This is a genomic window from Clostridium brassicae (genome assembly GCF_026738875.1).
Taxonomy (GTDB): domain Bacteria; phylum Bacillota; class Clostridia; order Clostridiales; family Clostridiaceae; genus Clostridium_H; species Clostridium_H brassicae.
Genome location: NZ_JAPQFJ010000006.1, coordinates 156473 through 178715 on the forward strand (window position 1 = coordinate 156473; position 22243 = coordinate 178715).

The 22243-nt window shown below is 29.0% G+C and carries 19 protein-coding genes and 1 riboswitch; of the genes, 18 read left to right on the forward strand and 1 reads right to left on the reverse strand.

Going from position 1 to position 22243, the window contains the following annotated elements; all coding sequences use genetic code 11:
* Positions 1-93: 93 nt before the first annotated feature.
* The 8 genes from OW729_RS08015 (at position 94) to OW729_RS08050 (ending at position 9357) form a co-directional block, all read left to right on the forward strand.
* Positions 94-891 (forward strand): MerR family transcriptional regulator, encoded by a 798-nt coding sequence (locus OW729_RS08015; RefSeq protein ID WP_268060959.1) that lies wholly within the window; start codon positions 94-96, stop codon positions 889-891.
* Between the two features lie 238 nt (positions 892-1129).
* Complete coding sequence (locus OW729_RS08020; RefSeq protein WP_268060960.1) at positions 1130-3127, forward strand: FAD-dependent oxidoreductase; 1998 nt, start codon at positions 1130-1132, stop codon at positions 3125-3127.
* A 249-nt stretch (positions 3128-3376) separates the two neighbouring features.
* On the forward strand, positions 3377-4006 hold the full coding sequence (locus tag OW729_RS08025) for a hypothetical protein (protein WP_268060961.1): 630 nt from the start codon (positions 3377-3379) through the stop codon (positions 4004-4006).
* 113 nt (positions 4007-4119) lie between these two features.
* The gene (locus tag OW729_RS08030) at positions 4120-4872 is read left to right on the forward strand and encodes an alpha/beta hydrolase family protein (RefSeq protein ID WP_268060962.1); all 753 of its coding nucleotides are present in this window, start codon (positions 4120-4122) and stop codon (positions 4870-4872) included.
* A 183-nt stretch (positions 4873-5055) separates the two neighbouring features.
* Complete coding sequence (locus OW729_RS08035) at positions 5056-5751, forward strand: response regulator transcription factor (RefSeq protein WP_268060963.1); 696 nt, start codon at positions 5056-5058, stop codon at positions 5749-5751.
* A gap of 4 nt (positions 5752-5755) precedes the next feature.
* The gene (locus tag OW729_RS08040) at positions 5756-7225 is read left to right on the forward strand and encodes a sensor histidine kinase (protein WP_268060964.1); all 1470 of its coding nucleotides are present in this window, start codon (positions 5756-5758) and stop codon (positions 7223-7225) included.
* 36 nt (positions 7226-7261) lie between these two features.
* The gene (locus OW729_RS08045) at positions 7262-8515 is read left to right on the forward strand and encodes a hypothetical protein (RefSeq protein WP_268060965.1); all 1254 of its coding nucleotides are present in this window, start codon (positions 7262-7264) and stop codon (positions 8513-8515) included.
* Between the two features lie 170 nt (positions 8516-8685).
* On the forward strand, positions 8686-9357 hold the full coding sequence (locus OW729_RS08050) for a hypothetical protein (protein ID WP_268060966.1): 672 nt from the start codon (positions 8686-8688) through the stop codon (positions 9355-9357).
* Between the two features lie 114 nt (positions 9358-9471).
* On the opposite strand, the gene OW729_RS08055 is transcribed toward OW729_RS08050, so the two are convergent.
* The gene (locus tag OW729_RS08055; RefSeq protein ID WP_268060967.1) at positions 9472-10554 is read right to left on the reverse strand and encodes a LuxR C-terminal-related transcriptional regulator; all 1083 of its coding nucleotides are present in this window, start codon (positions 10552-10554) and stop codon (positions 9472-9474) included.
* A gap of 241 nt (positions 10555-10795) precedes the next feature.
* On the opposite strand from OW729_RS08055, the gene OW729_RS08060 reads away from it, so the two are divergent.
* The 10 genes from OW729_RS08060 to OW729_RS08105 all read left to right on the forward strand — a co-directional run bounded on the left by OW729_RS08060 (position 10796) and on the right by OW729_RS08105 (position 21866).
* The gene (locus OW729_RS08060; protein ID WP_268060968.1) at positions 10796-11590 is read left to right on the forward strand and encodes an SDR family NAD(P)-dependent oxidoreductase; all 795 of its coding nucleotides are present in this window, start codon (positions 10796-10798) and stop codon (positions 11588-11590) included.
* Positions 11591-11982: 392 nt separating this feature from the next.
* Positions 11983-12082, forward strand: a riboswitch (purine riboswitch).
* A gap of 123 nt (positions 12083-12205) precedes the next feature.
* Positions 12206-13549, forward strand: a complete 1344-nt coding sequence (locus OW729_RS08065; protein WP_268060969.1) for a nucleobase:cation symporter-2 family protein — start codon at positions 12206-12208, stop codon at positions 13547-13549.
* Between the two features lie 256 nt (positions 13550-13805).
* Positions 13806-15158, forward strand: a complete 1353-nt coding sequence (locus tag OW729_RS08070) for an amidohydrolase (RefSeq protein ID WP_268060970.1) — start codon at positions 13806-13808, stop codon at positions 15156-15158.
* 335 nt (positions 15159-15493) lie between these two features.
* Positions 15494-15994, forward strand: a complete 501-nt coding sequence (locus OW729_RS08075) for a flavodoxin family protein (RefSeq protein WP_268060971.1) — start codon at positions 15494-15496, stop codon at positions 15992-15994.
* Positions 15994-16632: an NADPH-dependent FMN reductase family protein gene (locus tag OW729_RS08080; RefSeq protein WP_268060972.1), complete on the forward strand. Its 639-nt coding sequence runs from the start codon at positions 15994-15996 to the stop codon at positions 16630-16632. Before OW729_RS08075 ends, OW729_RS08080 begins: the two co-directional genes overlap by 1 nt.
* A 73-nt stretch (positions 16633-16705) precedes the next feature.
* Positions 16706-18505: an adenine deaminase gene (ade, locus tag OW729_RS08085; RefSeq protein WP_268060973.1), complete on the forward strand. Its 1800-nt coding sequence runs from the start codon at positions 16706-16708 to the stop codon at positions 18503-18505.
* Positions 18506-18707: 202 nt separating this feature from the next.
* Positions 18708-19208: a MarR family transcriptional regulator gene (locus tag OW729_RS08090; RefSeq protein WP_268060974.1), complete on the forward strand. Its 501-nt coding sequence runs from the start codon at positions 18708-18710 to the stop codon at positions 19206-19208.
* A 78-nt stretch (positions 19209-19286) separates the two neighbouring features.
* Positions 19287-20453 carry an ArsA family ATPase gene (locus tag OW729_RS08095; protein WP_268060975.1) on the forward strand — a complete coding sequence of 389 codons (1167 nt, stop codon included), beginning with the start codon at positions 19287-19289 and terminating at the stop codon, positions 20451-20453.
* Positions 20454-20464: 11 nt separating this feature from the next.
* Complete coding sequence (locus tag OW729_RS08100) at positions 20465-20689, forward strand: hypothetical protein (RefSeq protein ID WP_268060976.1); 225 nt, start codon at positions 20465-20467, stop codon at positions 20687-20689.
* Between the two features lie 16 nt (positions 20690-20705).
* The gene (locus OW729_RS08105; RefSeq protein ID WP_268060977.1) at positions 20706-21866 is read left to right on the forward strand and encodes an ArsA family ATPase; all 1161 of its coding nucleotides are present in this window, start codon (positions 20706-20708) and stop codon (positions 21864-21866) included.
* The last annotated feature ends 377 nt before the right edge of the window (positions 21867-22243 follow it).

A 22243-nucleotide genomic window follows, 5' to 3' on the forward strand; every position in this document is an offset into this window, starting at 1 on the left:
AATACATTATAAACTTATATAAGAAATATTAAACTTCAGAATAATAAATTATTATAAATACCTAAAGCCACTTTAGGTAGAAAGGAGCGAACTATGAGATATAGTATTACAGATTTAGCAGAAATTCTTGGATGCACTACAAGTGCTATTCACTATTTTGAAAAACAACATTTGATTGAAGTGCAGAAAGGGAAAAATGGTCATCGCTATTATAATGTTGTAGATGTATTTCGATTGCTTTCTTATACAAAGTATCGTTCCATGGAAATACCTATGAAAACTATTATCACACAGTTCGGTGGTGAGGAAAATGATTATAAATTAATAGAAGAAAGAGAACAAAGGTATCAATTAGAGGCATTAAGAAAGGCCAAGTATTACATGAAGCTAGCAGATGCTATTGAGGAGCATCTTGTTAGCATACGAAAAATAGAAAAATTATTGGATAAATATGAATTTGCACAGTCACCTGAAATGACGATTATGTGTGATGATGGGTGTGGATGGCTTTCAAAAAAGCGAAGTTCTCAAAAGATAATTCATGAATGGGTGAAAGCAATACCAGTAGTTCAACTAGGGGTGATTGATGAGAAAATGGGAATGAGTAACTTGGGATATTTGGTAAATACCAAGTATCTAGAAGAATTACAATTGCCCCTAGGATTATATACTAAACAATTAAAAAGTACATCTTGTATACATACAATTGTAGTTGCAGATGAGGATTTTACACAGTATCCTCAGAAGGTCTTTAGAAAGGCTTCTGAATATGCAATAAGCAAAGGACTTGAAGTAGGCGAAATTGCTTGGGGAAAGATATTATTAGTTGAGGTTGAAAAGGGAGCCAAATTGCATCCATATGTAGAATTATGGATTTCGATAAAAATATAACAATATCCTCTTGCAAGTAAAGTTCCTTTATGTTCTATACTGAATTTAACATCGAAATTTAGACATGAAATATTAAATGAGAAATCGTTATCTAGTGTTGAGCCATCCTTTACTACTACTTTAAAGAAAAGCAGAGAGTCCAAATCTTCGATTTGGTGCGAATCGCTTTCACAGAGTGCGATAGGAGTATTAGGATGGTTAGACATCAGGTAAAGGTAAATTCAGAAGGGAGAACAAAATGAAGGAAAATTATAAGGTGCTTTATGAACCAATCAAAATTGGAAAATTGGAGATTAAAAACAGATATGTTCTTGCTCCGATGGGACCAGGTGGAATGTGTAATGCAGATGGTAGCTTTAATAAAAGAGGGATTGAGTTCTATGTAGAACGTGCAAAAGGCGGAACTGGATTAATTATGACAGGAGTAACAATGGTGGAAAATAACATTGAAAAATGTGCCCTACCATCTATGCCATGCCCAACAATTAATCCTTTGAACTTCATTACAACAGCTAATGAAATGACAGAAAGAGTACATGCATATGGATCAAAAATCTTTTTACAATTATCAGCAGGATTTGGACGAGTTAGTATTCCTTCTATTGTAGGAAAAGTAGCAGTAGCACCTTCACCAATTCCACATAGATTTTTACCAGGAGTGACATGTCGTGAATTAACTAATGGGGAAGTAAAAGAATATGTAAAAGCATTTGGTGAGTCAGCATTTATTGCAAAAAAAGCTGGATTTGATGGTGTTGAAATTCACGCAGTACATGAAGGATATTTATTAGATCAATTTGCTATTTCTTTCTTTAATCATCGTACTGACGAATACGGTGGATCATTAGAAAATCGTTTAAGATTTGCTTGTGAAATCGTACAAGAAATCAAAAAACGTTGTGGAGAAGACTTCCCAGTATCACTTAGATATAGTATTAAGAGTTTCATTAAGGATTGGTGTAAAGGCGGTTTACCAGGTGAAGAGTTTGAGGAAAAAGGAAGAGATATTCCAGAAGGAATTGAAGCAGCAAAAATCCTTGTTAAAGCAGGCTATGATGCTTTAAATGGAGATGTTGGTTCTTATGATTCATGGTACTGGAGTCATCCACCAATGTATCAAAAGAAGGGACTATACCTTCCATTTAACGAAATTCTTAAAAATGCAGTAGACGTGCCTATTATTACAGCAGGAAGAATGGAAGATCCAGAACTTGCAAGTGAGGCAATTTTATCAGGAAAAACAGATATGGTTGCTTTAGGAAGACCACTTCTTGCAGATGCAGAAATTCCAAATAAGATTTTTGAAGATAAGTATGATAGAGTTAGACCATGTTTATCCTGTCAAGAAGGATGTATGGGAAGATTACAGAATTTTGCAACAGTATCTTGTGCAGTAAACCCTGCCTGTGGACGTGAAAAAGATTATGGATTAGAAAAAGCGGAACACATTAAGAAAGTTCTTATTATAGGTGGTGGTGTTGCAGGAATGGAAGCTGCAAGAGTTGCAGCTATTCGTGGACATAAAGTAACACTAATTGAAAAAAATAGTTATCTTGGTGGAAATATTGTTCCAGGAGGAGTTCCAGATTTCAAAGATGACGATCGTGCACTTATTAAGTGGTATGAAGTTGCATTGAAAGAGTTGGGTGTTGAAGTAAAATTAAATGTGGCTGCATCAAAAGAAGGTATTAAAAAATTTGGAGCTGATGAGATAATTTTAGCAACAGGTTCTAATCCAAGAGAATTGAAGATTGAAGGAACTGATAATGTTTATTCAGCAGAAGATATTTTAATGGAAAGAAAAGTTGTAGGTGAAAAAGTTGTTGTGATTGGTGGAGGGTTAGTTGGATGTGAAACAGCTCTTTGGTTAAAGAAACAAGGTAAAGAGGTTACTATTATAGAAATGGAAAAGGACATTCTACAAGTAGGAGGACCTTTATGCCATGCCAACCACGATATGCTTCATGATTTGATTAAATTTAATAAGATTGATGTTAAAACAGGTTCTTATATTAGCAAGAAAACAGATAAAGGCTTTGTTTTAAACACAAATGGACAGGAATCAACCATTGATGCTGATAGTGTCGTTGTTGCTATTGGATATTTATCTCAAAAAGATTTGTATAATGAAATTAAATTTGATATTCCAAATATAAGATTAATTGGAGATGCTAACAAAGTTCAAAATATTATGTACGCTATTTGGAATGCATATGAAGTAGCTAGAAATATTTAATTTCAATGGTTTTTCATTTAATTAAAGTATAAACAAGCTTTATAAAATAAGGCTTGTTTATACTTATTTTTTGATAATGAGATATAATATATATTGTGCAGATATTAATACAATTTTATAACAACTATATAAAGTTTGGTATAATAATTTATAAAATTTGCACACAACATTATATAATAGTGTATTTGAGCTTATATTGATTATGGATAATCTTTTTAGAATACAAGATTTTAAATGATGGAGGATAGAATGAATTTTAAAGTAAAAGAGGTTAGATTGCATGGAAATAAGAAATTATCTATATATATTCCTATAGAGGTACCTAAACAGCTTACGGCAATAGATCCGTTAGTGGGGGATAAATCTGTATTAGCAAATTCAATTGCATATAAATTTTTAAGGAAGTTATTTATTTTAGCATCAAGTCTTAATTTTCAAGAAATAATATATATTCCAACGAATTCTATAGCTTTAAATGAATATAGAGACATATTTAAATATGGTATATTTGATATGGATATTGTACTTGTAAATTATCATGCAACACAACTTAAATCAAAAGAAATATTAAAAGCGATTAAAATGAAAAGAGGTTTTACTGAATATTTTAAAGAAATCTTTGTTGAAGACAATAATTTAATATATCCAGATTATTGGTTAACTGACCAAAAATTAAGTACAAAGCGTCTAAAAAATATTTTAATAATCTCAACTAATCGAGATGTATTTTTAAAGTTTGCATGCGATGTTGATTCTATGATAGAAACAGAAGATAGTGAACAATATAACTTTGATTATCATCTTCATGAGGACTTTATAGGTACATCTAAGGATAATGGATTTAATTTTTTGTATTATCACAGGAAAGAAAATTCATGATGTTAGGTAAAAAGAATAATAATGTAGTTTTTGTTAATAGCAAGTTTTTAAATGGAAGTTATATATTTAAAAGCATTCTTAATAAAAGTCTATAAAGCAAAGGAGATATGGATATGCAGAAAGCAATCACATTAGTACATAATAAAATGATATTGCGGGGGATGGAGCATGTACCAGAGTCCAATAAAAAACTTCCTGCTGTCATTTTGTTTCATGGATTTACAGGAAACAAACTTGAAAAGCACCAAATGTTCTTAAAGATTTCAAGGAGTCTAGAAATGATTGGCATTGCAAGTTTTAGGTTTGATTTTTTAGGAAGTGGGGAAAGTGATGGTCATTTTAAAGATATGACTGTATCAGGTGAATTAGCAGAGGCTAATACAATATTAGATTTTGTTCGAAAGGATAATCGAATTGATTCTGATCGTATAATTATATTAGGATTTAGTATGGGTGGGCTTGTGGCAAGTTTACTTGCAGGGGAGCGTTCTAAAGATATATATAAACTAATATTAATTTCAGCAGCAGGTACAATAAAAGATAGTGTTAATGAGGTTTCAAAGCAGGTTTTAAAAGATCGTAATATAACTACTTTTGATTGTGGAGGAAATATAGTAGGAGTACAATTTGCAGCAGATTTGAATAAAATTGATGTATTTAATAGGGCAAGTAATTATAAAGGAGATGTTCTTTTAGTTCATGGTACAAAGGATGAAACAGTACCTTGTAATGTATCTAGTATTTATAATGAAAAATCCTATGAAAATAGAGCTATACTAAAACTTATCGAAGGGGCAGGTCATACATTTGACAAATTTGAATGGGAGAATGAAGTTATAGATTTAGTTGGTGGATTTTTAAAATAGTATCATAATATAACAAAAACCAAGGTGAAATATATTATAAAGTAAAAATAACACAGAAAAGAAACATTAATGCTGTTTTATTGGACTTTTTATTTATTAACATAAGTATATAGAAAAATAAGACTTAGAAATAATTTTGTGGTAAAATCATATATGTTAATTTATATAGAGGTGTTGAATAAAGTGGAATATAAAAAAATACTAATTATTGAAGACGAAAAACCTATAGCTGAACTTTTAGCATATCGACTTAAAAAGGAATTATTTGAAATTAGAATAGCAAGTAAAGGTGCTGAAGGAATAAAACTTGTTGAGAAATTCAAACCTAATATAATACTTCTTGATTTAATGCTGCCTGATATCAGTGGACTTGAGGTTTGTAAACAAATAACAATAACAAATAATAATATTCCCATAGTAATGATAACTGCAAAATCTGATATTACCGATAAGATTGTTGGGCTTGAGTTTGGTGCTGATGATTATATTACAAAACCATTTGATCTAAGAGAAGTTGTGGCAAGAGTAAAATCCATATTGCGTAGAATTGATCAAATGAATAAGCCATTAGAAGAAAAAGATAAAAATGTAATATGTCTAGGAGATATAAAAATACTCAAAAATGAGCATATCGTAAAGAATAAAAATGAATCTATAAAACTAACTCCAAAAGAATATGATCTTTTGGTAGTTTTATATGAAAGTAAAGGAAAAGTTTTGACGCGTTCGCAAATTCTTGATACTATTTGGGGATATGACTACGTAGGTGGTACTAGAACGGTAGATATTCATGTGCAAAGACTAAGGAAAAAACTTGGAAATAATGATTTGATTATAACTGTATTTGGAGTAGGATATAAAATTAACTTAGGGAGTTGAGTGCATGAAAACAACTATAAGATTTAAGTTCCCAATAGGTTTTTTTATTATATTTTCAGTTTCATTTTTAATACTTATTTTTGCAACAAATAATATACTTGAGAAAAATAATGAAGCAACTATTACACGAGAGATGAAAGCTTTTAAAAAGAATAGTAATGCATATATAAAACAGTCTTTTATGATAAGTCATTTGAATAATGATAAAATGATAAGTCAGTTAAATAATGATGATATATATTTTTCACAAATTGCTAAGGATACTGCAAAAGAACTTAGGGTAATTACTGAAAGTGAAGTATGTGCATATAATATAGATGGAAAGTTGATACATAACACTAGTAAGATTAAACCAAATGAATATGAAGATTTAATTAATGCAATAAGTGGTAGTACAAGCTATGTTGTAAGGAAAGATAAGAATAAAACCATGGTATACTTTTCATATCCTGTAGTTATTGATAATAATAAAGTAGGTATTTTAAGATTTATTAAAGATTATTCACTTTTATATGCACAAAGTAGCCATATCAGTGAAGTGGTTTTTTATACTGCTTTAGTAGTCTTTATTATAGCATTTATTTTTTCTTATCTTTTATCAAGAAATATATCCATTCCTTTATTAAAACTCAATCAAGCAGCAAATAAAGTTGCAGTAGGAGATCTTGATGTTAGTTTAGACATTAAAAGAAGAGATGAGCTAGGTGAACTCACTAGAAATTTCAATAAGATGGTGAAGAAAATATCTGACCAGATAGTTACAATTCAGAAAGACAGAGACAGTCTTATAGAAATTAACAATTATAAAAAAGATTTTTTTGATAATGTTACCCATGAATTGAAAACACCGCTAACTACCATACTTGGATATGCAGAAATGATACAGGAAAATGCTTTTACTGATAAGGAGTTTTTTAACATTGGAATTAATCATATAATCAATGAAAGTAATCGACTTCATAATATGGTGCTTAAGCTTTTGGAGTTATCAAAGGATTCTTTTGTAATTGAGGATGAACTTAAAGACATAGATATTGGTTATTTGTTAAAAGATACCTGTGAGGGTATAAAACTAAAAGCAGAAAGATATAAAAATACAATATTATATGAGGTAAATAAAAAAATATATATATATGGAAACAGTGATAAGCTAAGACAAGTATTTATCAATATAATTGATAACGCAATAAAATATGGATATTCTGATTCACCAATAAAAGTTAGTGTAGAAGAAAAGGGGAGTTTTGCAGAAATTAGTATAACTAATAATGGAGATGGTATTGCAGAAGAACATATTAGTCAGATATTCACTCCTTTTTATAGAATCGACAAAATCAAATCCAGAGAATTGGGAAGTTGTGGACTAGGATTGTCAATTTCGAATACTATTATTGAAAAACATAAAGGGAAAATAGAAATTGTTAGTCAACCTTACAAGGAAACTACAGTTATTGTAAGGTTACCCTTATGCTAATGTTTTTATGTATATAAGATGAAGAGGGGTTGTTGTATGGACGATTTTGCCAAAGATAATAATGTCTTGTTAAATAATGTTAGTATGAAAGTAATACTAACATTATTTGTATGTATGATATTTATATGTATAATTTTTACGGGATGTATTAAATCAGTTAAAAACAAAGTTGTAATAATTCCTGAAGATAATAATGAAGAAGATCAGATTAAAAATAAAGTTAATGAGGACTTTAGTATAAAAAAAATTTACAAGTATAAAGTAAAAGAGGAATCAGATGATAAGCAATTTGAGTTTGTAAATTTTGGGTGGATTGATTATAATAACATCATTTCATTAAAAAATGGCAAAGAGCTAAATAAAATTGATTACAGATATAATATTTTACATAATATAAATAATGATAATAATGTGCTTATGGGTGTTCTATCTCCTAAAGGTTCAAGTCTAGTTTATTATACAGAAGATAAAAGTAATATAAATAATAAAATAGATATTAAGATTTATTTGTTAGATATTAATTCACAAAAAACAAAGCTTATTTATAATTATCAATTTGATGGATCACCCTATACAAAATTTAAGTGGTCTAAACAAAGTAAATATATTTCATTTATTGTAGAAAAAAAACGTGAGAACTATTTAGTAGTATATGATACTGTAAGCAATGTTATTCATGAAACTAAAATTAAAACTATTAACCCTAATTTCTTGGTTTTTATTGATGCAATTGTTTCAGATGATGGCAAAGAGGTATCGTTGGTTTATTATTACAATAGATTGTATTATTTCTGTCACAAATATCTTAATAATAAAAATATATTAATAGATAATACTGATTCAATAAATTTGACAGATCAATTTTCTTATCGTAATTACAGTTACTTAAAGGAAAATAGTTTAATTTATTTAGATGAAAATCATAATTTGTATAAGTATGATAGTAATATGAAAAAAATAATAAAAATTGCTGAAAATATTGATAAATTTGAAGTATCACGGAATTCAATGTATATAGCATACACAGAGTATGATTTAAAATCTAAATTTCAGGATATATATGTTGGTAAACTCACAAACTATGGAATAATAAAAAGAAAATTAGTATATAAGAATATTGGACGTGCTAATATGAAATGGAGTCCTGATAATAAAAAGTTACTACTTGATGGGGAATATATAAATATTAATGACCAGAGGAAAAACTATCTTCAAAGAGGTGAAAAATATATTATAACAGTGGAATTTGATGATGAGTACGCTAGCCATTCTAAAGAAAAAAGTAAGTAGTTTATTTATTTCTGAAACATATTGTTTACATCTTTGAAAAAAAATATATATATGAGTATTGTATTATTATATTATCCACTAGGAGAAAAAATAATATAATAGTTGGATAATATTAATAGCAGGGAAAGCGAGCTAAATATACAATTTCATATTTAAGGAGAGATGTGGACATGAAAAATAAAAAGTTGATAAATGCAGTGATAGTAGTTGCATTTATATTGGGGACAGTAGCTACAGGATGTTCAAATAAGTCTATTGCTGGTATAGAAAAATCTAATACAAATGAGGAGACTAAATTAGTAGAAGGTGATAAAGAGATGACTAATCCTCAGCCTTTAGAAAAAAAGACTGAGACTGCTAGTAAAGATGAGGTTAATGTAACTAAAAAGACTAATAGTATAAGTAACAATTATGTAACTAAAAAGACTAATAGCACTAATAAAACAGATGTAGCTAAAAAGACTAATAAAAATGAAGATGCAGTAGAAAATGAACGCTTGATTTTTGGTACAATTAAGAGCGTTGATAAGAGTAGTGGTGTAATAGGGTTTGATGATTTAGAGTTGATAACTGCAGATAAAAAAGAAAGGATGAAGAAAATAGGAATTACAGATAAGGATTTTTCGAATTTTTATCTGTATAATGCATCAAATAAAATAAGATATTATAAAATTACTGATAAAACTTCTATAACTATTTATAGCAAAAATAATGGGAACAAAATGTCAACAGATATAAAGGGACTTTACAATCAATTTGTAAGTGGCTATGAGAATCATTATAATATAAAGGTGAAAGGGAAGTATATTACAAGTATATCTCAAAAAATATTAGGTGAATAAGCTATTAGATATTAGTATGGAACAAAATAATCAAAGTTCTTATACTATAAAAAGAAAGGCTAATATTTACGGAATAGTGTAAAAATGCAAAATAGACTAGCTGTGTGGGAGGAGCTAGTCTATTTTTTTATCAGAAAAATTATTTGCTTTAGAAATCAGAGATATTCTATTATTTACATTAACTTTTTTAAATATATTTTCTACATGGGTTTTCACAGTATGGGGACTTATAAATAATTTACTAGATATTTCTTTATTAGTATAACCTTCTAAAATAAGGGAAGTGATTTCTGATTCTCGTTTTGTTAAGTTATATTTTTGTGGAAACATTTCTTCGAAATTTGAAATTTTATCAACATATACTATATAAAAAGTTTCAAATCTATTTATAACACTAGGAAGTGCTGTTGATATTATTTTTAAGTTATATGAATTAAGTTGTATATCCATATAGTTATTATTAGTCATAGAATTGATAGTATTTGCTGCTATTATAGTTTTAAGCTTTTGTAGTGCATTAGAAAATGACATTTCTTTAGTTATTTTACAGCAAATTTCTTTTAAACTGTTATTATAATGAAAAATCTTATATTCGCTGTCTAGTATTATTATGGCAGAGGATGGTTGCTTCATACATTCTTTTAATATTTGTTTTTCCATAGCCATTTTATCAATAGTTAAAATATTAACTAACTTATATGAAATTAGTTTGTTAATAGTATTTAATATAGAAACTTCTTGCTTAGTGAAAAATTTATCATCTTTCCCTTTAAATATACCAATGCCTCCTAATAATTTATTATTGCTTTTTAAGGGAAGGGCAATTTCAAAATAAAGATTTTGATTACTTAAAAAGTCCCTATAATATTCAGTTTTTTCATATTCTTTATAAGGCATTAAATCTGTAATTAATATAGATGAGTTTGAATGATAATTTATATATTTTTCAGGGTAGAATATGTCTGTTTTGTGATAATAGTCTTTATAAGTTAAAAATAAACTATCATTCATATTAAGTCCTTCTAAACTTTTAATATTAAGATTTCTATCAAATAACAAGAAAGTAAGATGATAAAATTCAAATATCTGAGATAATGAACTTAGTACATTGCCTGTAAAGTTGTAGTTCATTTCTTGTAGTTGGAAAGTAAATTCCAATATTTTATCATAATCTTTATTAGAAATTTGAGTGTTCATTATACATTCTCCTCTTTAGTTAATCATATATCAAAAGTATATCATAAAGAACTCTATATTTTAATAAGTGAAAGTGAAAAATTTATCAAATTGTGTCTATAGAAATACGGATAAAAATAGGTAAAAAGTATTAGATTTTTAATAAATATGACCGATAGTAATAAGATGAAATTTTTAAGATAATTTAAGTAGGATGAAAGATATCTGAAATTAAATTTGTCTTAGAAAGGATTGATACTATATGGGAAATAGAAATTTAGAAAATCAAATTGCAATAGTTACAGGTGCAGGTTCAGGTATTGGTAGAGAACTTTGTTTAAGCTTAGCTAAAAGAGGGGCTAAGATAATGGTTACTGATATTAATGAAAAGGGAATTGAGGAAACTAAAAAGCTTATTGAAGCACAGAATGGATATGCAGAAACATATAAACTAGATGTTGTAGATAGTGATATGGTGAAAAATGTAATGGATGAAATATATAAAAAACATAATAGAATAGATATCCTTATTAGTAATGCTGGTATTTCAACACCTCCTTCTTTAGCAACTAAAATGCCAGAAGAACATTGGGATAAGCTTCTTAAAGTTCACTTATATGGAACATTTAATTGTGTAAAAGCATGTGGTGAGTACATGAAAGCCAATAATTATGGAAGAATTGTTTTATCTTCATCTTTAGGTGGAGTGTTCGGATTTGCAGGGAATGTAAATTATGCCGTTGCTAAAACAGGAATGGTAGGCATGACATATACTCTTGCAAAAGAATTGGGTCCTTATGGAATAACTGTAAATGCTGTTCAACCAGGAATAATAAGAACTCCAATGACAAAGGATGCACTAAAAGCGTTTGAAGAAGGGTTTATAAAAGAAACACCTGTTAGAAGAATTGGAGAAGTTGATGATGTGTCTAATGCTATAGCATTTTTCTGTATGCCAGAATCTAGTTTTGTTACTGGGGTTGTAATGAGAATAGATGGAGGATATATTCTACAATCAAGTATGGATCAAATTATGATGGATGTTTGTTCAAAATAGAGAAGAATTAAAAATTAATCAATAGATTTAAAGCTCTTTAGTGTAATTAAGTACATTGAAGGGCTTTTTTATATTTTCATAGGGTATTGACAAAATAAAATTCAATAATTTATTTAAATACTTAAATTTACACAATTATCAAGTATAAAATTTATAAAATCTACCAGTATATTTCGTCACATGTATTGATGTTTTTAAGTTTTTAAGAATTAATATTCGTAAAAAATATTGACTTAAAAGGTTAATTTTGATAATATCATGTTACAAATTCTTTTATTTTACTTGATTTGATTTTATTTAAAGAGTCTGCAGAGGGACATATTAAGCTATGTTTTAATAAATTGTTGATTTAGTATAATTTTAAAAATAACATTTTAAAACAGAGCTATATTAAACATAATTAAATAATTGCTCATATAATTCTCTAATATGGAGGGAAGTTTCTACCGGACGACCTTAAAATGTCTGACTATGAGTGGAATCCTACTTACAGTTATTTTAAATATTTATTTTTTGTTATCTAAAATAATAGACGATGAGGTTTTCATTTATAGTATGAATACCTCATCGTTTTTTTAGTATTATGAGCAGGAAACTTATCAGGAGGATTTTATAATGAAAAACACTAAAGATACTAATTTAATTGTTGGAATTGATGAAAAAATCAGTGTGAAATATGCCTTTTTCCTAGGTTTACAACACGTTTTTGCTATGGATTTGTACATAGTACCTATAATTTTGGCAGGTATTTTATCTCTAGATGCCCAAAATACAGCTTACTTTATCCAAATGAGTTTTATTGCTGCTGGAGTTGCAACACTAATACAAACTGGCTTATGTATGCGCTTGCCTATTATGCAGGGACCTTCCTATATTCCTATTGGTGCCTTAGCTGCTATCGGAAGCAAGTTAGGCTTGCAAGCTATGGTTGGTAGTTTAATACCAGGTTCCCTATTTTTAATGATACTTGGTTATCCATTACGTTTTCTCTCAAAAATAATTTCTAAATTTATTCCACATATTGTTGGAGGCACTGTTATTGTCATAGTAGGTATCTCTTTAATGCCAGTTGCTATGACGAATATCTTTACTGCACCTGGTGATTTAAAAACAAATTGTATCCTTGCTCTTATTTCATCATCCTTATTAGTTACTTGTATGATGATTGGACGTAGAACAAATAAGTTCAGTAAATTTGTTAAACTTACATCTGTAATGATTTCATTAGTTGGGGGAACTATAGCAGCTTCGTTATTAGGTGTGTCAGATTTTACACCTGTTGCAAGTGCATCTTGGTTTTCATTCCCTAAATTATTACCTTTCGGAAAGCCAGTATTTGATTTAAAAGCAGTTTTAACTATGTTATTTATTTATGCAGTTATTTTAGTTGAAACATCAGGAACTTGGTTTGCAGTTTCTGCTGTTACTGGAAGTAAATTGACTGACAAAGGATTAAATAGAGGGGCTGTAGGTGAAGGAATTGGGTGTTTCATAGGTGCATTATTTGGAGGTACTCCAATGACTGGTTATTCAACAAATGCAGGTATTATTGCAGTAACAGGTGTTGGTAGTAGAATGGCTATTATTGCTGGAGGAATTATATTAATCGCACTTGGGATGTTACCTAAATTAATGAATGTAATTGCTTGTATACCTGGTGCGGTTGTTAGTGGAGTTTTTGCAGTGGTTTGTGTAATTATTGCTATGAACGGTTTTAAATCAATTCAACATGAAAATCTTGATGAAAGGAATATGTTGTTAATTGGACTACCTATACTTTTAGCTCTTGGAACTACTGGTTTACCTAAAGATATATTAAATAGTTTGCCAAGTCTTGCCAATTATATTTTCTCTTCTGGAATAACAGTAGGGGCTTTGGCGGCAGTAATATTAAATATACTTTTACCTAGAACATCTACAAAAGTACCTAAAATACAAGAATATGAAGAGGCTATATAAATTTTTTATCCTATGTATAATGATTTCAATATTCCCATCTTCTTTAAAGTTGGAGTGAAGAATGGTGTAATTTTGGATAGCGTTTTTTAAAAAAATAACGACTTCTAAGGAGTGAAACTCCTTGGAAGTCTGTTAATAACTTTAAGATGGAGTAAGAACTACACCTGAAATTAAGAAACCTGTTTATATTTAAGTTTTACTATGTTTGAAATTACATATGCAAAAATAGATAGAGATACATAAAGGAGATTATATTATGAGTCAAATTTTAATAAGAAACGGCTATGTTATTACAATGGATTGTTCAAAGAAAATATTTCAACAGGGTGATATTTTAATTGAGGATTCTAAAATTATTGCTTTAGGTGATGTGAATCCTGAATTAATTAAATCAAATGTTGAAGTTATAGATGCTAATGGAAAAATTATAATGCCTGGTTTGGTAAATACTCATGTCCATTTATCTCAACAATTAGCTAGGGGATTGGCTGACGATGTGGACCTTTTAACTTGGCTTCGTAAACGTATATGGCCTTATGAAAGTAATATGGATTTAGAGGATTCTTACATTTCTTCACTAGCTTGTTGTGCAGAACTAATACGTTCAGGTGTTACTACTTTTTGTGAAGCTGGCGGACAAGAAGTAGATGGTATGGGAAAAGCAGTAACAGAAGCAGGAATTAGAGGAGTTCTTTGTCGTTCTACTATGGACTCAGGTGATGGGTTACCATTAAAATGGCAAGAAACTACAGAGGAATCTTTAGAGAAACAAGTAGAGTTACTTGAAAAGTGGAATGGCAAAGCAGATGGTCGTATTAAATATTGGTTTGGACTAAGAACTATATTTAATACTACTGATAAGTTGATAACTAAAACTAAAGAACTAGCTGATAAGTATAAAGTAGGTATTCATATGCATGTTGCTGAAATAGAAGAGGAAGTTAGATATGCAGAAGCAACTCGTGGGGAGACTACTGTTCAGCATTTAGCTAAATTAGGAGTATTAGATAAAAACTTTTTAGCTGTGCACACTGTATGGCTTACAGAACAAGAAATTGATTTATTTAAGCTTCATAATGTAAAAGTGTCTCATAATCCTGGTGCGGCAATGAAAGTTGTTTTAGGCTTTGCGCGTATTCCAGAAATGCTAGAAAAAGGAATTAATGTTTCAATTGGAACTGATGGTGCTCCTTCTAATAATAGAATGGATATGTTTGATGAAATGCATCTAACTTCATTAATACATAAAGGTAGAAGATTAAATCCACAGGTTGTGCCTGCTGATCAAGTATTAGAGATGGCTACAATAAATGGTGCTACTTGTGCCCTTTGGGAAGATGAAATAGGATCTTTAGAAGTAGGAAAAAAAGCAGATTTAATAATTATTAACCCTAAATCTATTGGTAGCCTTCCTATGCATGACCCAATTGGAAATATAGTATATTCAATGCACTCTAGTGATGTAGAATCTACCATGTGTAATGGTAAATGGTTAATGAAGAATAAAGTATTATTAACTATAAATGAAGAGGATATTATTAAAGAAGCGCAAGAAAAGGCAACAGCATTAGTTAAAAAAGCAGGTATTATTTTACCTAGACGTTTCTAGTTTTTATTTCATGAAAAATAATTTCAAGGTAAAGCTCTCCACATTATGAGGGCTTTCTGTGAATACTTTAAATTCTTTTGTTTGTCAGTTTTACCTTAAAATAAGTTTTGCATCTGTATAAAAAGAAAAATATTTTATGATCTATGTCAGTAAAATTATTGTATAGTGGTATAAAATGTATTGTGTAGATAAGCTATATATTATAATACTTAATGAAAATAAAAATAGAGTGTTACATATCACAAGTAGATTTTTTATTATGGTATAATTAGGCATTATGAAATCATAATTGTATAAGGATATATTTACATTTGTAGTGAAAGGAATAATGATAAATGAAATTATTTATACATGATTTAGAAAAGGGGAATTTTCAAAAATTATTACCTAATTTATTAGACGAGAACATAATTATTTCAGATGATGGAACAATACAACATTGTATAGGTTGCTTTGGGTGTTGGGTAAAAACTCCAGCAGCCTGTGTAATACGTGACAAATATGGAGATATGGGAGAATATCTATCAAAATGTAAAGAAGTTGTTATTATAAGTAAGTGTTGTTATGGAGGATTTAGTCCATTTGTGAAAAATGTGCTAGACAGAAGTATTTCTTATATACATCCTTATTTTGTAATAAGGAATGGAGAAATGCACCATAGAAGGCGATATGAAAACCACATAGATATGCAGGTTTGGTTTTATGGTGAAAGTATAACAAAAAAAGAAAAACAAACTGCTCAAAAGTTGTTAAAGGCAAATTCTATTAATTTAGATTGTAACGTTAGTAGAGTTACATTTGTTCATAGTATTGAGGAGATGGAGGGACAAATATAATGAAAATAGCATTTATCAATGGAAGTCCCAAAATGAAAGATAGTGCTTCTAATTGTATTTTAAAAGAATTGAAGGCTTTTTTAGAGCCGGATATTAATATAATCTATGAATATTACTTTAGAAAGTCACAAGTGGATATAAAAGAAATGGAACAACTGTCAGAATGTGATGTTATAGTATTTGCCTTTCCTTTATATGTAGATGCAATTCCATCTCATTTGTTAAGTTGCCTTATTCAATTAGAAATGTTTTTTGCACCCATAGAGGAAAAGAACATTATAGTTTATTCTTTAGTAAACTGTGGATTTTATGAAGGTCATCAGAATAAATTAGCAATTGAAATAATGGAGAATTGGTGTGTAAAAGCAGGACTTAAGTGGGGACAAGGAGTTGGAATTGGGGCAGGTGGGATGATTCCAGGGTTAAAAGATGTTCCAATTGGACGCGGACCTAAGAAAAATTTAGAGAAAACATTTAAACAACTTTCAAATAATATATTAAAGTGTACTTCAGAAGAAAATATATTTATTACAGCAAATTTTCCAAGGTTTTTGTATAAACTTGCTGCAGAAATGGGATGGAGAAAATTTATTAAGGCAAATGGGTTAAAAAGAAAAGATTTGTTTTTAAGAAAATAAACATAAAAAATAATACAATAAAACAAAAGAAATCACCATTTTTACACTTAAAAATACAAAAGGAGACGATAATATGTTTAATAAGTTTGATACAAAACCTCTTTGGGAGGTAAGTAAAACTTTATCAAGTATAGCACAGGGATTTGAACCAGCTGATATGGTAATTACAAATTCAAAGCTTATAAATGTTTGTACAAGAGAAGTTATAAAAAATACAGATGTAGCAATTAGTTGTGGGAGAATTGCATTAGTAGGTGATGCAAAACATTGTATAGGAGAAAATACAGAAGTAATAGATGCCAAAGGTCAATATATTGCACCAGGTTTTTTAGATGGACATATTCATGTTGAATCATCAATGTTAAGTGTAAGTGAATATGCTCGTTCAGTAGTTCCACATGGTACTGTTGGAATATATATGGATCCACATGAAATTTGTAATGTACTTGGATTAAATGGTGTACGTTATATGATTGAAGACGGCAAGGGTACTCCACTTAAAAATATGGTAACTACACCTTCCTGTGTACCAGCAGTTCCAGGTTTTGAAGATACAGGAGCAGCTGTAGGACCAGAAGATGTTAGAGAAACAATGAAATGGGATGAAGTAGTTGGTCTAGGAGAAATGATGAATTTCCCAGGTATACTTTATTCTACAGATCATGCTCATGGAGTGGTAGGAGAAACTTTAAAAGCTAATAAAACGGTAACGGGACATTATTCTTTACCTGAAACAGGAAAAGGGTTAAATGGATATATTGCATCAGGTGTAAGATGTTGTCATGAATCTACAAGAGCTGAAGACGCCCTTGCTAAAATGCGTCTTGGAATGTATGCAATGTTTAGAGAGGGTTCTGCATGGCATGATTTAAAGGAAGTAAGTAAGTCAATTACAGAAAATAAAGTAGATAGTAGATTTGCTGTTTTAATATCTGATGATACTCATCCACATACATTGCTTAAGGATGGACATTTAGATCATATTATAAAACGTGCTATAGAAGAAGGGATAGACCCATTAACTGCAATCCAAATGGTAACAATAAACTGTGCGCAATGTTTCCAAATGGATCATGAAGTAGGTTCTATAACCCCTGGAAAATGTGCAGATATTGTATTTATAGAAGATTTAAATAATGTAAAGATAACAAAAGTTATTATAGATGGAAATTTAGTTGCAAAAGATGGAGTATTAACTACATCAATAGCTAAATATGATTATCCTGAAGATGCTATGCATTCTATGCATATTAAAGATAAAATAACACCAGATTCCTTTAATATTATGGCTGAGAATAAAGAAGAGGTAACTGCAAGGGTTATTGAAATTATACCTGAAAGAGTTGGTACCTATGAGAGACATATTCAGCTTAAGGTTAAAGATAATAAAGTTCAATGTGACCCAAGTAAAGATGTTTTAAAAGCAGTTGTTTTTGAAAGACATCATGAAACGGGAACAGCAGGATATGGATTTGTTAAAGGATTTGGTATTAAAAGAGGGGCTATGGCAGCAACAGTTGCTCATGATGCTCACAACTTATTAGTTATAGGAACAAATGATGAGGATATGGCATTAGCTGCTAATACATTAATAGAATGTGGTGGAGGAATGGTAGCTGTACAAGATGGCAAAGTATTAGGTTTAGTTCCTTTACCAATAGCAGGACTTATGAGTAATAAACCTTTAGAAGAAATGGCTGAAATGGTAGAAAAATTAGATAGTGCATGGAAAGAAATCGGATGTGATATAGTTTCACCATTTATGACAATGGCACTTATTCCACTTGCTTGTCTACCAGAGCTAAGATTAACCAATAGGGGATTGGTTGATTGTAATAAGTTTGAATTTGTATCATTGCTTGTGGAAGAATAATTATAGAAATTAATAAAATTTTAGTATATTAGAAATTTATTTGGCATACTGATATTATTTTAATTAGCTAGTAACTTTTATATAGCAGAGAGATATTCAGTATGCCATATTTATAATTCTATTAAAGTTGTTGACAAAGAAATACTTCTAGTATAGAATAAAAATATATTTCGAGAAGAGAACTATTTATGGGAGAGCAGATATGGAAAAAAAAGACGATGTGTTTTTTGAAAGTTTATTTTATAATTATCTAGATCAAATAAAATTTTTGTTTTTTCCAGATAAATGGAGTAGTATTTCATTAGACTATTCAAAAAATGAATTACTTTCTATAGTATTTATCTATAGAAAAGAAAGTGTAAATATGAGTGAAGTTGCTGAGTATATTAATGCTCCTTTAAATACAGTTACAGGCGTAATTAATAGATTAGAAAAAAAACAAGTAGTTGAAAGAAAAAGAGACTTAAAAGATAAAAGGGTAGTAAATATCACTTTAACCCAAAAAGGTAAAGAATTATATGAAAAAGAAAAAAAGGAAATTATATATTATGTTAAAGAAGTCTACAAGTCTTTAACAGAAGAAGAAAAAAAATCACTTATGGCTATTATAGGTAAAATAATTTCAATATTAAAGTCTGACAAAATTAGAGAAAATGGTCAAAGGAAAAAAGAAAAAAGGGTAAGAAGGATAACAATAGAATAACTTAGATCTCTAAGTTATTTTTTAAAAAAATACTTCTGCATACGAACTATTCTTGTGTAGAACAAAAGGAGGAGCATTATGGGAAGAATAATTATATTTACTGGTAAAGGTGGAGTAGGAAAGACAAGTACTGCAGCAGCGCATGGAGTAAAAGCGGCAAAGGCAGGATTAAAAACACTCATAGTTAGTACAGATATGGCCCATAATTTAAGTGACGTATTTATGACAAAAATAAAAGAAGAGCCAGTAAGGATTGTTAACAATCTTTATGCACTGGAAATAGATCCTAATTATGAAATGGATAAACATTATAACAATATTTCAACAGCATTAAAAAATATGTTGCCAACTACTAAAGAGGAAGATAATGATTCTTTAGAAGATATAGTTGTATTTCCAGGTATAGAAGAACTATTTTCTCTAATAAAAATTAAAGAATTATATGAAAAAAACATATATGATTTAATAATAGTTGACTGTGCACCAACTGGAGAAACACTATCTTTATTAAAATTTCCAGAACTGCTTTCATGGTATATGGAAAAATTCTTTCCTATAGGTAAAGTTGCATTAAAGGTTTTAAGACCAATATCTAAGGCGGTGTTTAAAATAGACATGCCGGATAAAAAAGCTATGAATGATATAGAAAAATTATATATAAATCTTATAAGACTACAAGAACTATTAAGAGATAGAGAGGTATGTAGTATAAGGCTTGTAACAATACCAGAAAAAATGGTGGTAGAAGAAACAAAGCGAAATTATATGTACCTAAATCTATATAATTTTAATGTAGATGGGTTGTATATAAATAGAATAATTCCAGATGAAGTGGATAATAACTTCTTTAATGAGTGGAAGAGTATGCAAAAAAAGTACTTAGAGGAATTAAAATCAGCGTTTGTAGATATACCAAGTTTTCAAATTAAATGGTATGAAATGGACATAAATGGTTTAGAAGGTTTAGATAGAATTGTAGTTGATTCTTTGAAAAGAGAAGATATTTTTAAGGTATTAAAAACAACACAAAGTGAATCCTTTATCAAATTAGAAAAAGGATATTTGTTAGAATTAAGTATACCTTTTGCCAATAAAACGGATTTTGATTTATATCAATCAGATACAGAAGTGATAATTAAAATAAGAAATTTTAAAAGAAATATACCTTTACCAGATGTGATAAGAAAATATTCTATAGCATCGGCAAAGCTACAAGATCAAAAGTTAAGTATTACTTTTCAGTAGGAGAGGGTTTTATGAATAAAAATTTTATAAAAAAAATGATAAAAGCTAAAAAATTAGAATATGAAGCAATACAAGAATTGATGCCAAATAGTTTGAAATCTATAATAAGCAATACAGAAAAGGAAGCATTCAAATTTTTAAAGGATTTATCATTAGAGTTACTAAAAGATGAAGAATTAGAAAAAACAGAAAGTAATACTAAACAAGTTAAAAAAATAGGGGTAGATTTTAAGTGAAAAGGGGGAAACACGTATGAGAATTATATTATATACAGGTAAAGGTGGAGTAGGAAAAACAAGTATTGCAGCAGCTACTGCTTGTAAAATAGCAAGTTCTGGGAAAAAAGTAATGGTTATTAGTACAGATCAAGCTCACAGCTTAAGTGATTCTTTTAATGTTAAGTTGGGTAACAAACCATCGAAAATAGTTGATAATCTTTATGGCATGGAAATAGATACAGTATTGGAAAATGAAAAAACATGGGGTAATTTAAAAACATATTTTAAAGAGTTATTATTATTTAAAGCAGAAGAAAATATTGAAAGTGAAGAATTATTAGTTTTTCCGGCTTTTGAAGAGCTATTATCATTAATAAAAATAAAGGAAATACATGATAAAGGAGAATATGATGTTTTAATAGTAGATTGTGCACCTACAGGTGAAACAATGTCTCTATTAAAGTTTCCAGATATTTTTAAATGGTGGATGGAAAAAATATTTCCTATTAAGAAAAAAGGAGCTAAAGTTGTAAAACCTATAATTGACGCAACAATAAAGATTCCCATGCCTACAGATAGTACTTTTGATGAAATTGAAAGTTTATACGAAAAGGTTGATGAACTTCATAAACTAATATTGGATAAAGAAAAGGTAAGTTTGAGAATAGTTACAACACCAGAAAAGATAGTAGTAAAAGAAGCAAAAAGAAATTTTTCTTACCTTCATCTCTTTGATTATAATGTAGATGCAGTTATTATAAATAAAATTTTTCCACAGGAATCAACAAAAGGTTATTTTGAGAAGTGGGATGCTATTCAAAAAGAGAGCATAGAAGAAATAAATAACAGTTTTAAGGACATTGAAGTTTTAAAATTACCATTAATGAATAAGGAATTAAGGGAATATTCAACACTAAAATTGGTTGGAGACATAATTTATAAAGATATTAATCCGGAAGAAGTTCTTTTTATAGAAAAGATATTTGAATTAAAAAGAGACGGAGATAAATATGTATTTAGTATAAATATGCCTTTTATAGATAAAGATCAATTAAACCTTTCACAAAGGGGAGATGAAATAATTATATCTATAAAGAATGAAAGAAGATCCATCGTATTACCAAAAAAATTACAAGCTAAAGAAATAGTAAGTGCAAAATATGATGAAGGAAGATTAAATATATTTTTTATTTAATTATTAATAACAAAAAAATGCGTTATTTTGTTCATTGATTTCTCTTTACGTTTTGGGAGATAATGTGTTTGTGATGAATGTATCATATTTTAATAGGCTGAAAGAAATCAATGTTCATATAACTTAAGAGAGATGATAATAAATTATGGAGAAACTTATGAAAATTATTAATTATTGTTAAACATAGAAAAACGCAAAGATAAGGAATAGTAGAATTAAGGATTAACTTAATATCTAGTATTCCTTTTTTTTGTCTATAAATAAAACCACCTGCTATGCAGGTGTGTTCAGAAAAGCTTAAGCGTTGAAAAAAAATACCTCGCTTTGATAGAATAGATATGGTTTCGTCAGCCAATCTAAAATCAAAGGAGGCATTG

What these genes read in the sequence shown, in the direction of transcription:
- OW729_RS08030 (WP_268060962.1), top strand. Translation starts at nt 4,120, where the DNA reads ATGCAGAAAGCAATCACATTAGTACATAATAAAATGATATTGCGGGGG.
- OW729_RS08045 (WP_268060965.1), top strand. Translation starts at nt 7,262, where the DNA reads ATGGACGATTTTGCCAAAGATAATAATGTCTTGTTAAATAATGTTAGT.
- OW729_RS08050 (WP_268060966.1), top strand. Translation starts at nt 8,686, where the DNA reads ATGAAAAATAAAAAGTTGATAAATGCAGTGATAGTAGTTGCATTTATA.
- OW729_RS08095 (WP_268060975.1), top strand. Translation starts at nt 19,287, where the DNA reads ATGGGAAGAATAATTATATTTACTGGTAAAGGTGGAGTAGGAAAGACA.
- OW729_RS08080 (WP_268060972.1), top strand. Translation starts at nt 15,994, where the DNA reads ATGAAAATAGCATTTATCAATGGAAGTCCCAAAATGAAAGATAGTGCT.
- OW729_RS08025 (WP_268060961.1), top strand. Translation starts at nt 3,377, where the DNA reads ATGAATTTTAAAGTAAAAGAGGTTAGATTGCATGGAAATAAGAAATTA.
- OW729_RS08060 (WP_268060968.1), top strand. Translation starts at nt 10,796, where the DNA reads ATGGGAAATAGAAATTTAGAAAATCAAATTGCAATAGTTACAGGTGCA.
- OW729_RS08065 (WP_268060969.1), top strand. Translation starts at nt 12,206, where the DNA reads ATGAAAAACACTAAAGATACTAATTTAATTGTTGGAATTGATGAAAAA.
- OW729_RS08055 (WP_268060967.1), bottom strand. Translation starts at nt 10,554, where the DNA reads ATGAACACTCAAATTTCTAATAAAGATTATGATAAAATATTGGAATTT.
- OW729_RS08105 (WP_268060977.1), top strand. Translation starts at nt 20,706, where the DNA reads ATGAGAATTATATTATATACAGGTAAAGGTGGAGTAGGAAAAACAAGT.
- OW729_RS08015 (WP_268060959.1), top strand. Translation starts at nt 94, where the DNA reads ATGAGATATAGTATTACAGATTTAGCAGAAATTCTTGGATGCACTACA.
- OW729_RS08040 (WP_268060964.1), top strand. Translation starts at nt 5,756, where the DNA reads ATGAAAACAACTATAAGATTTAAGTTCCCAATAGGTTTTTTTATTATA.
- OW729_RS08075 (WP_268060971.1), top strand. Translation starts at nt 15,494, where the DNA reads ATGAAATTATTTATACATGATTTAGAAAAGGGGAATTTTCAAAAATTA.
- OW729_RS08090 (WP_268060974.1), top strand. Translation starts at nt 18,708, where the DNA reads ATGGAAAAAAAAGACGATGTGTTTTTTGAAAGTTTATTTTATAATTAT.
- OW729_RS08070 (WP_268060970.1), top strand. Translation starts at nt 13,806, where the DNA reads ATGAGTCAAATTTTAATAAGAAACGGCTATGTTATTACAATGGATTGT.
- OW729_RS08100 (WP_268060976.1), top strand. Translation starts at nt 20,465, where the DNA reads ATGAATAAAAATTTTATAAAAAAAATGATAAAAGCTAAAAAATTAGAA.
- ade (WP_268060973.1), top strand. Translation starts at nt 16,706, where the DNA reads ATGTTTAATAAGTTTGATACAAAACCTCTTTGGGAGGTAAGTAAAACT.
- OW729_RS08020 (WP_268060960.1), top strand. Translation starts at nt 1,130, where the DNA reads ATGAAGGAAAATTATAAGGTGCTTTATGAACCAATCAAAATTGGAAAA.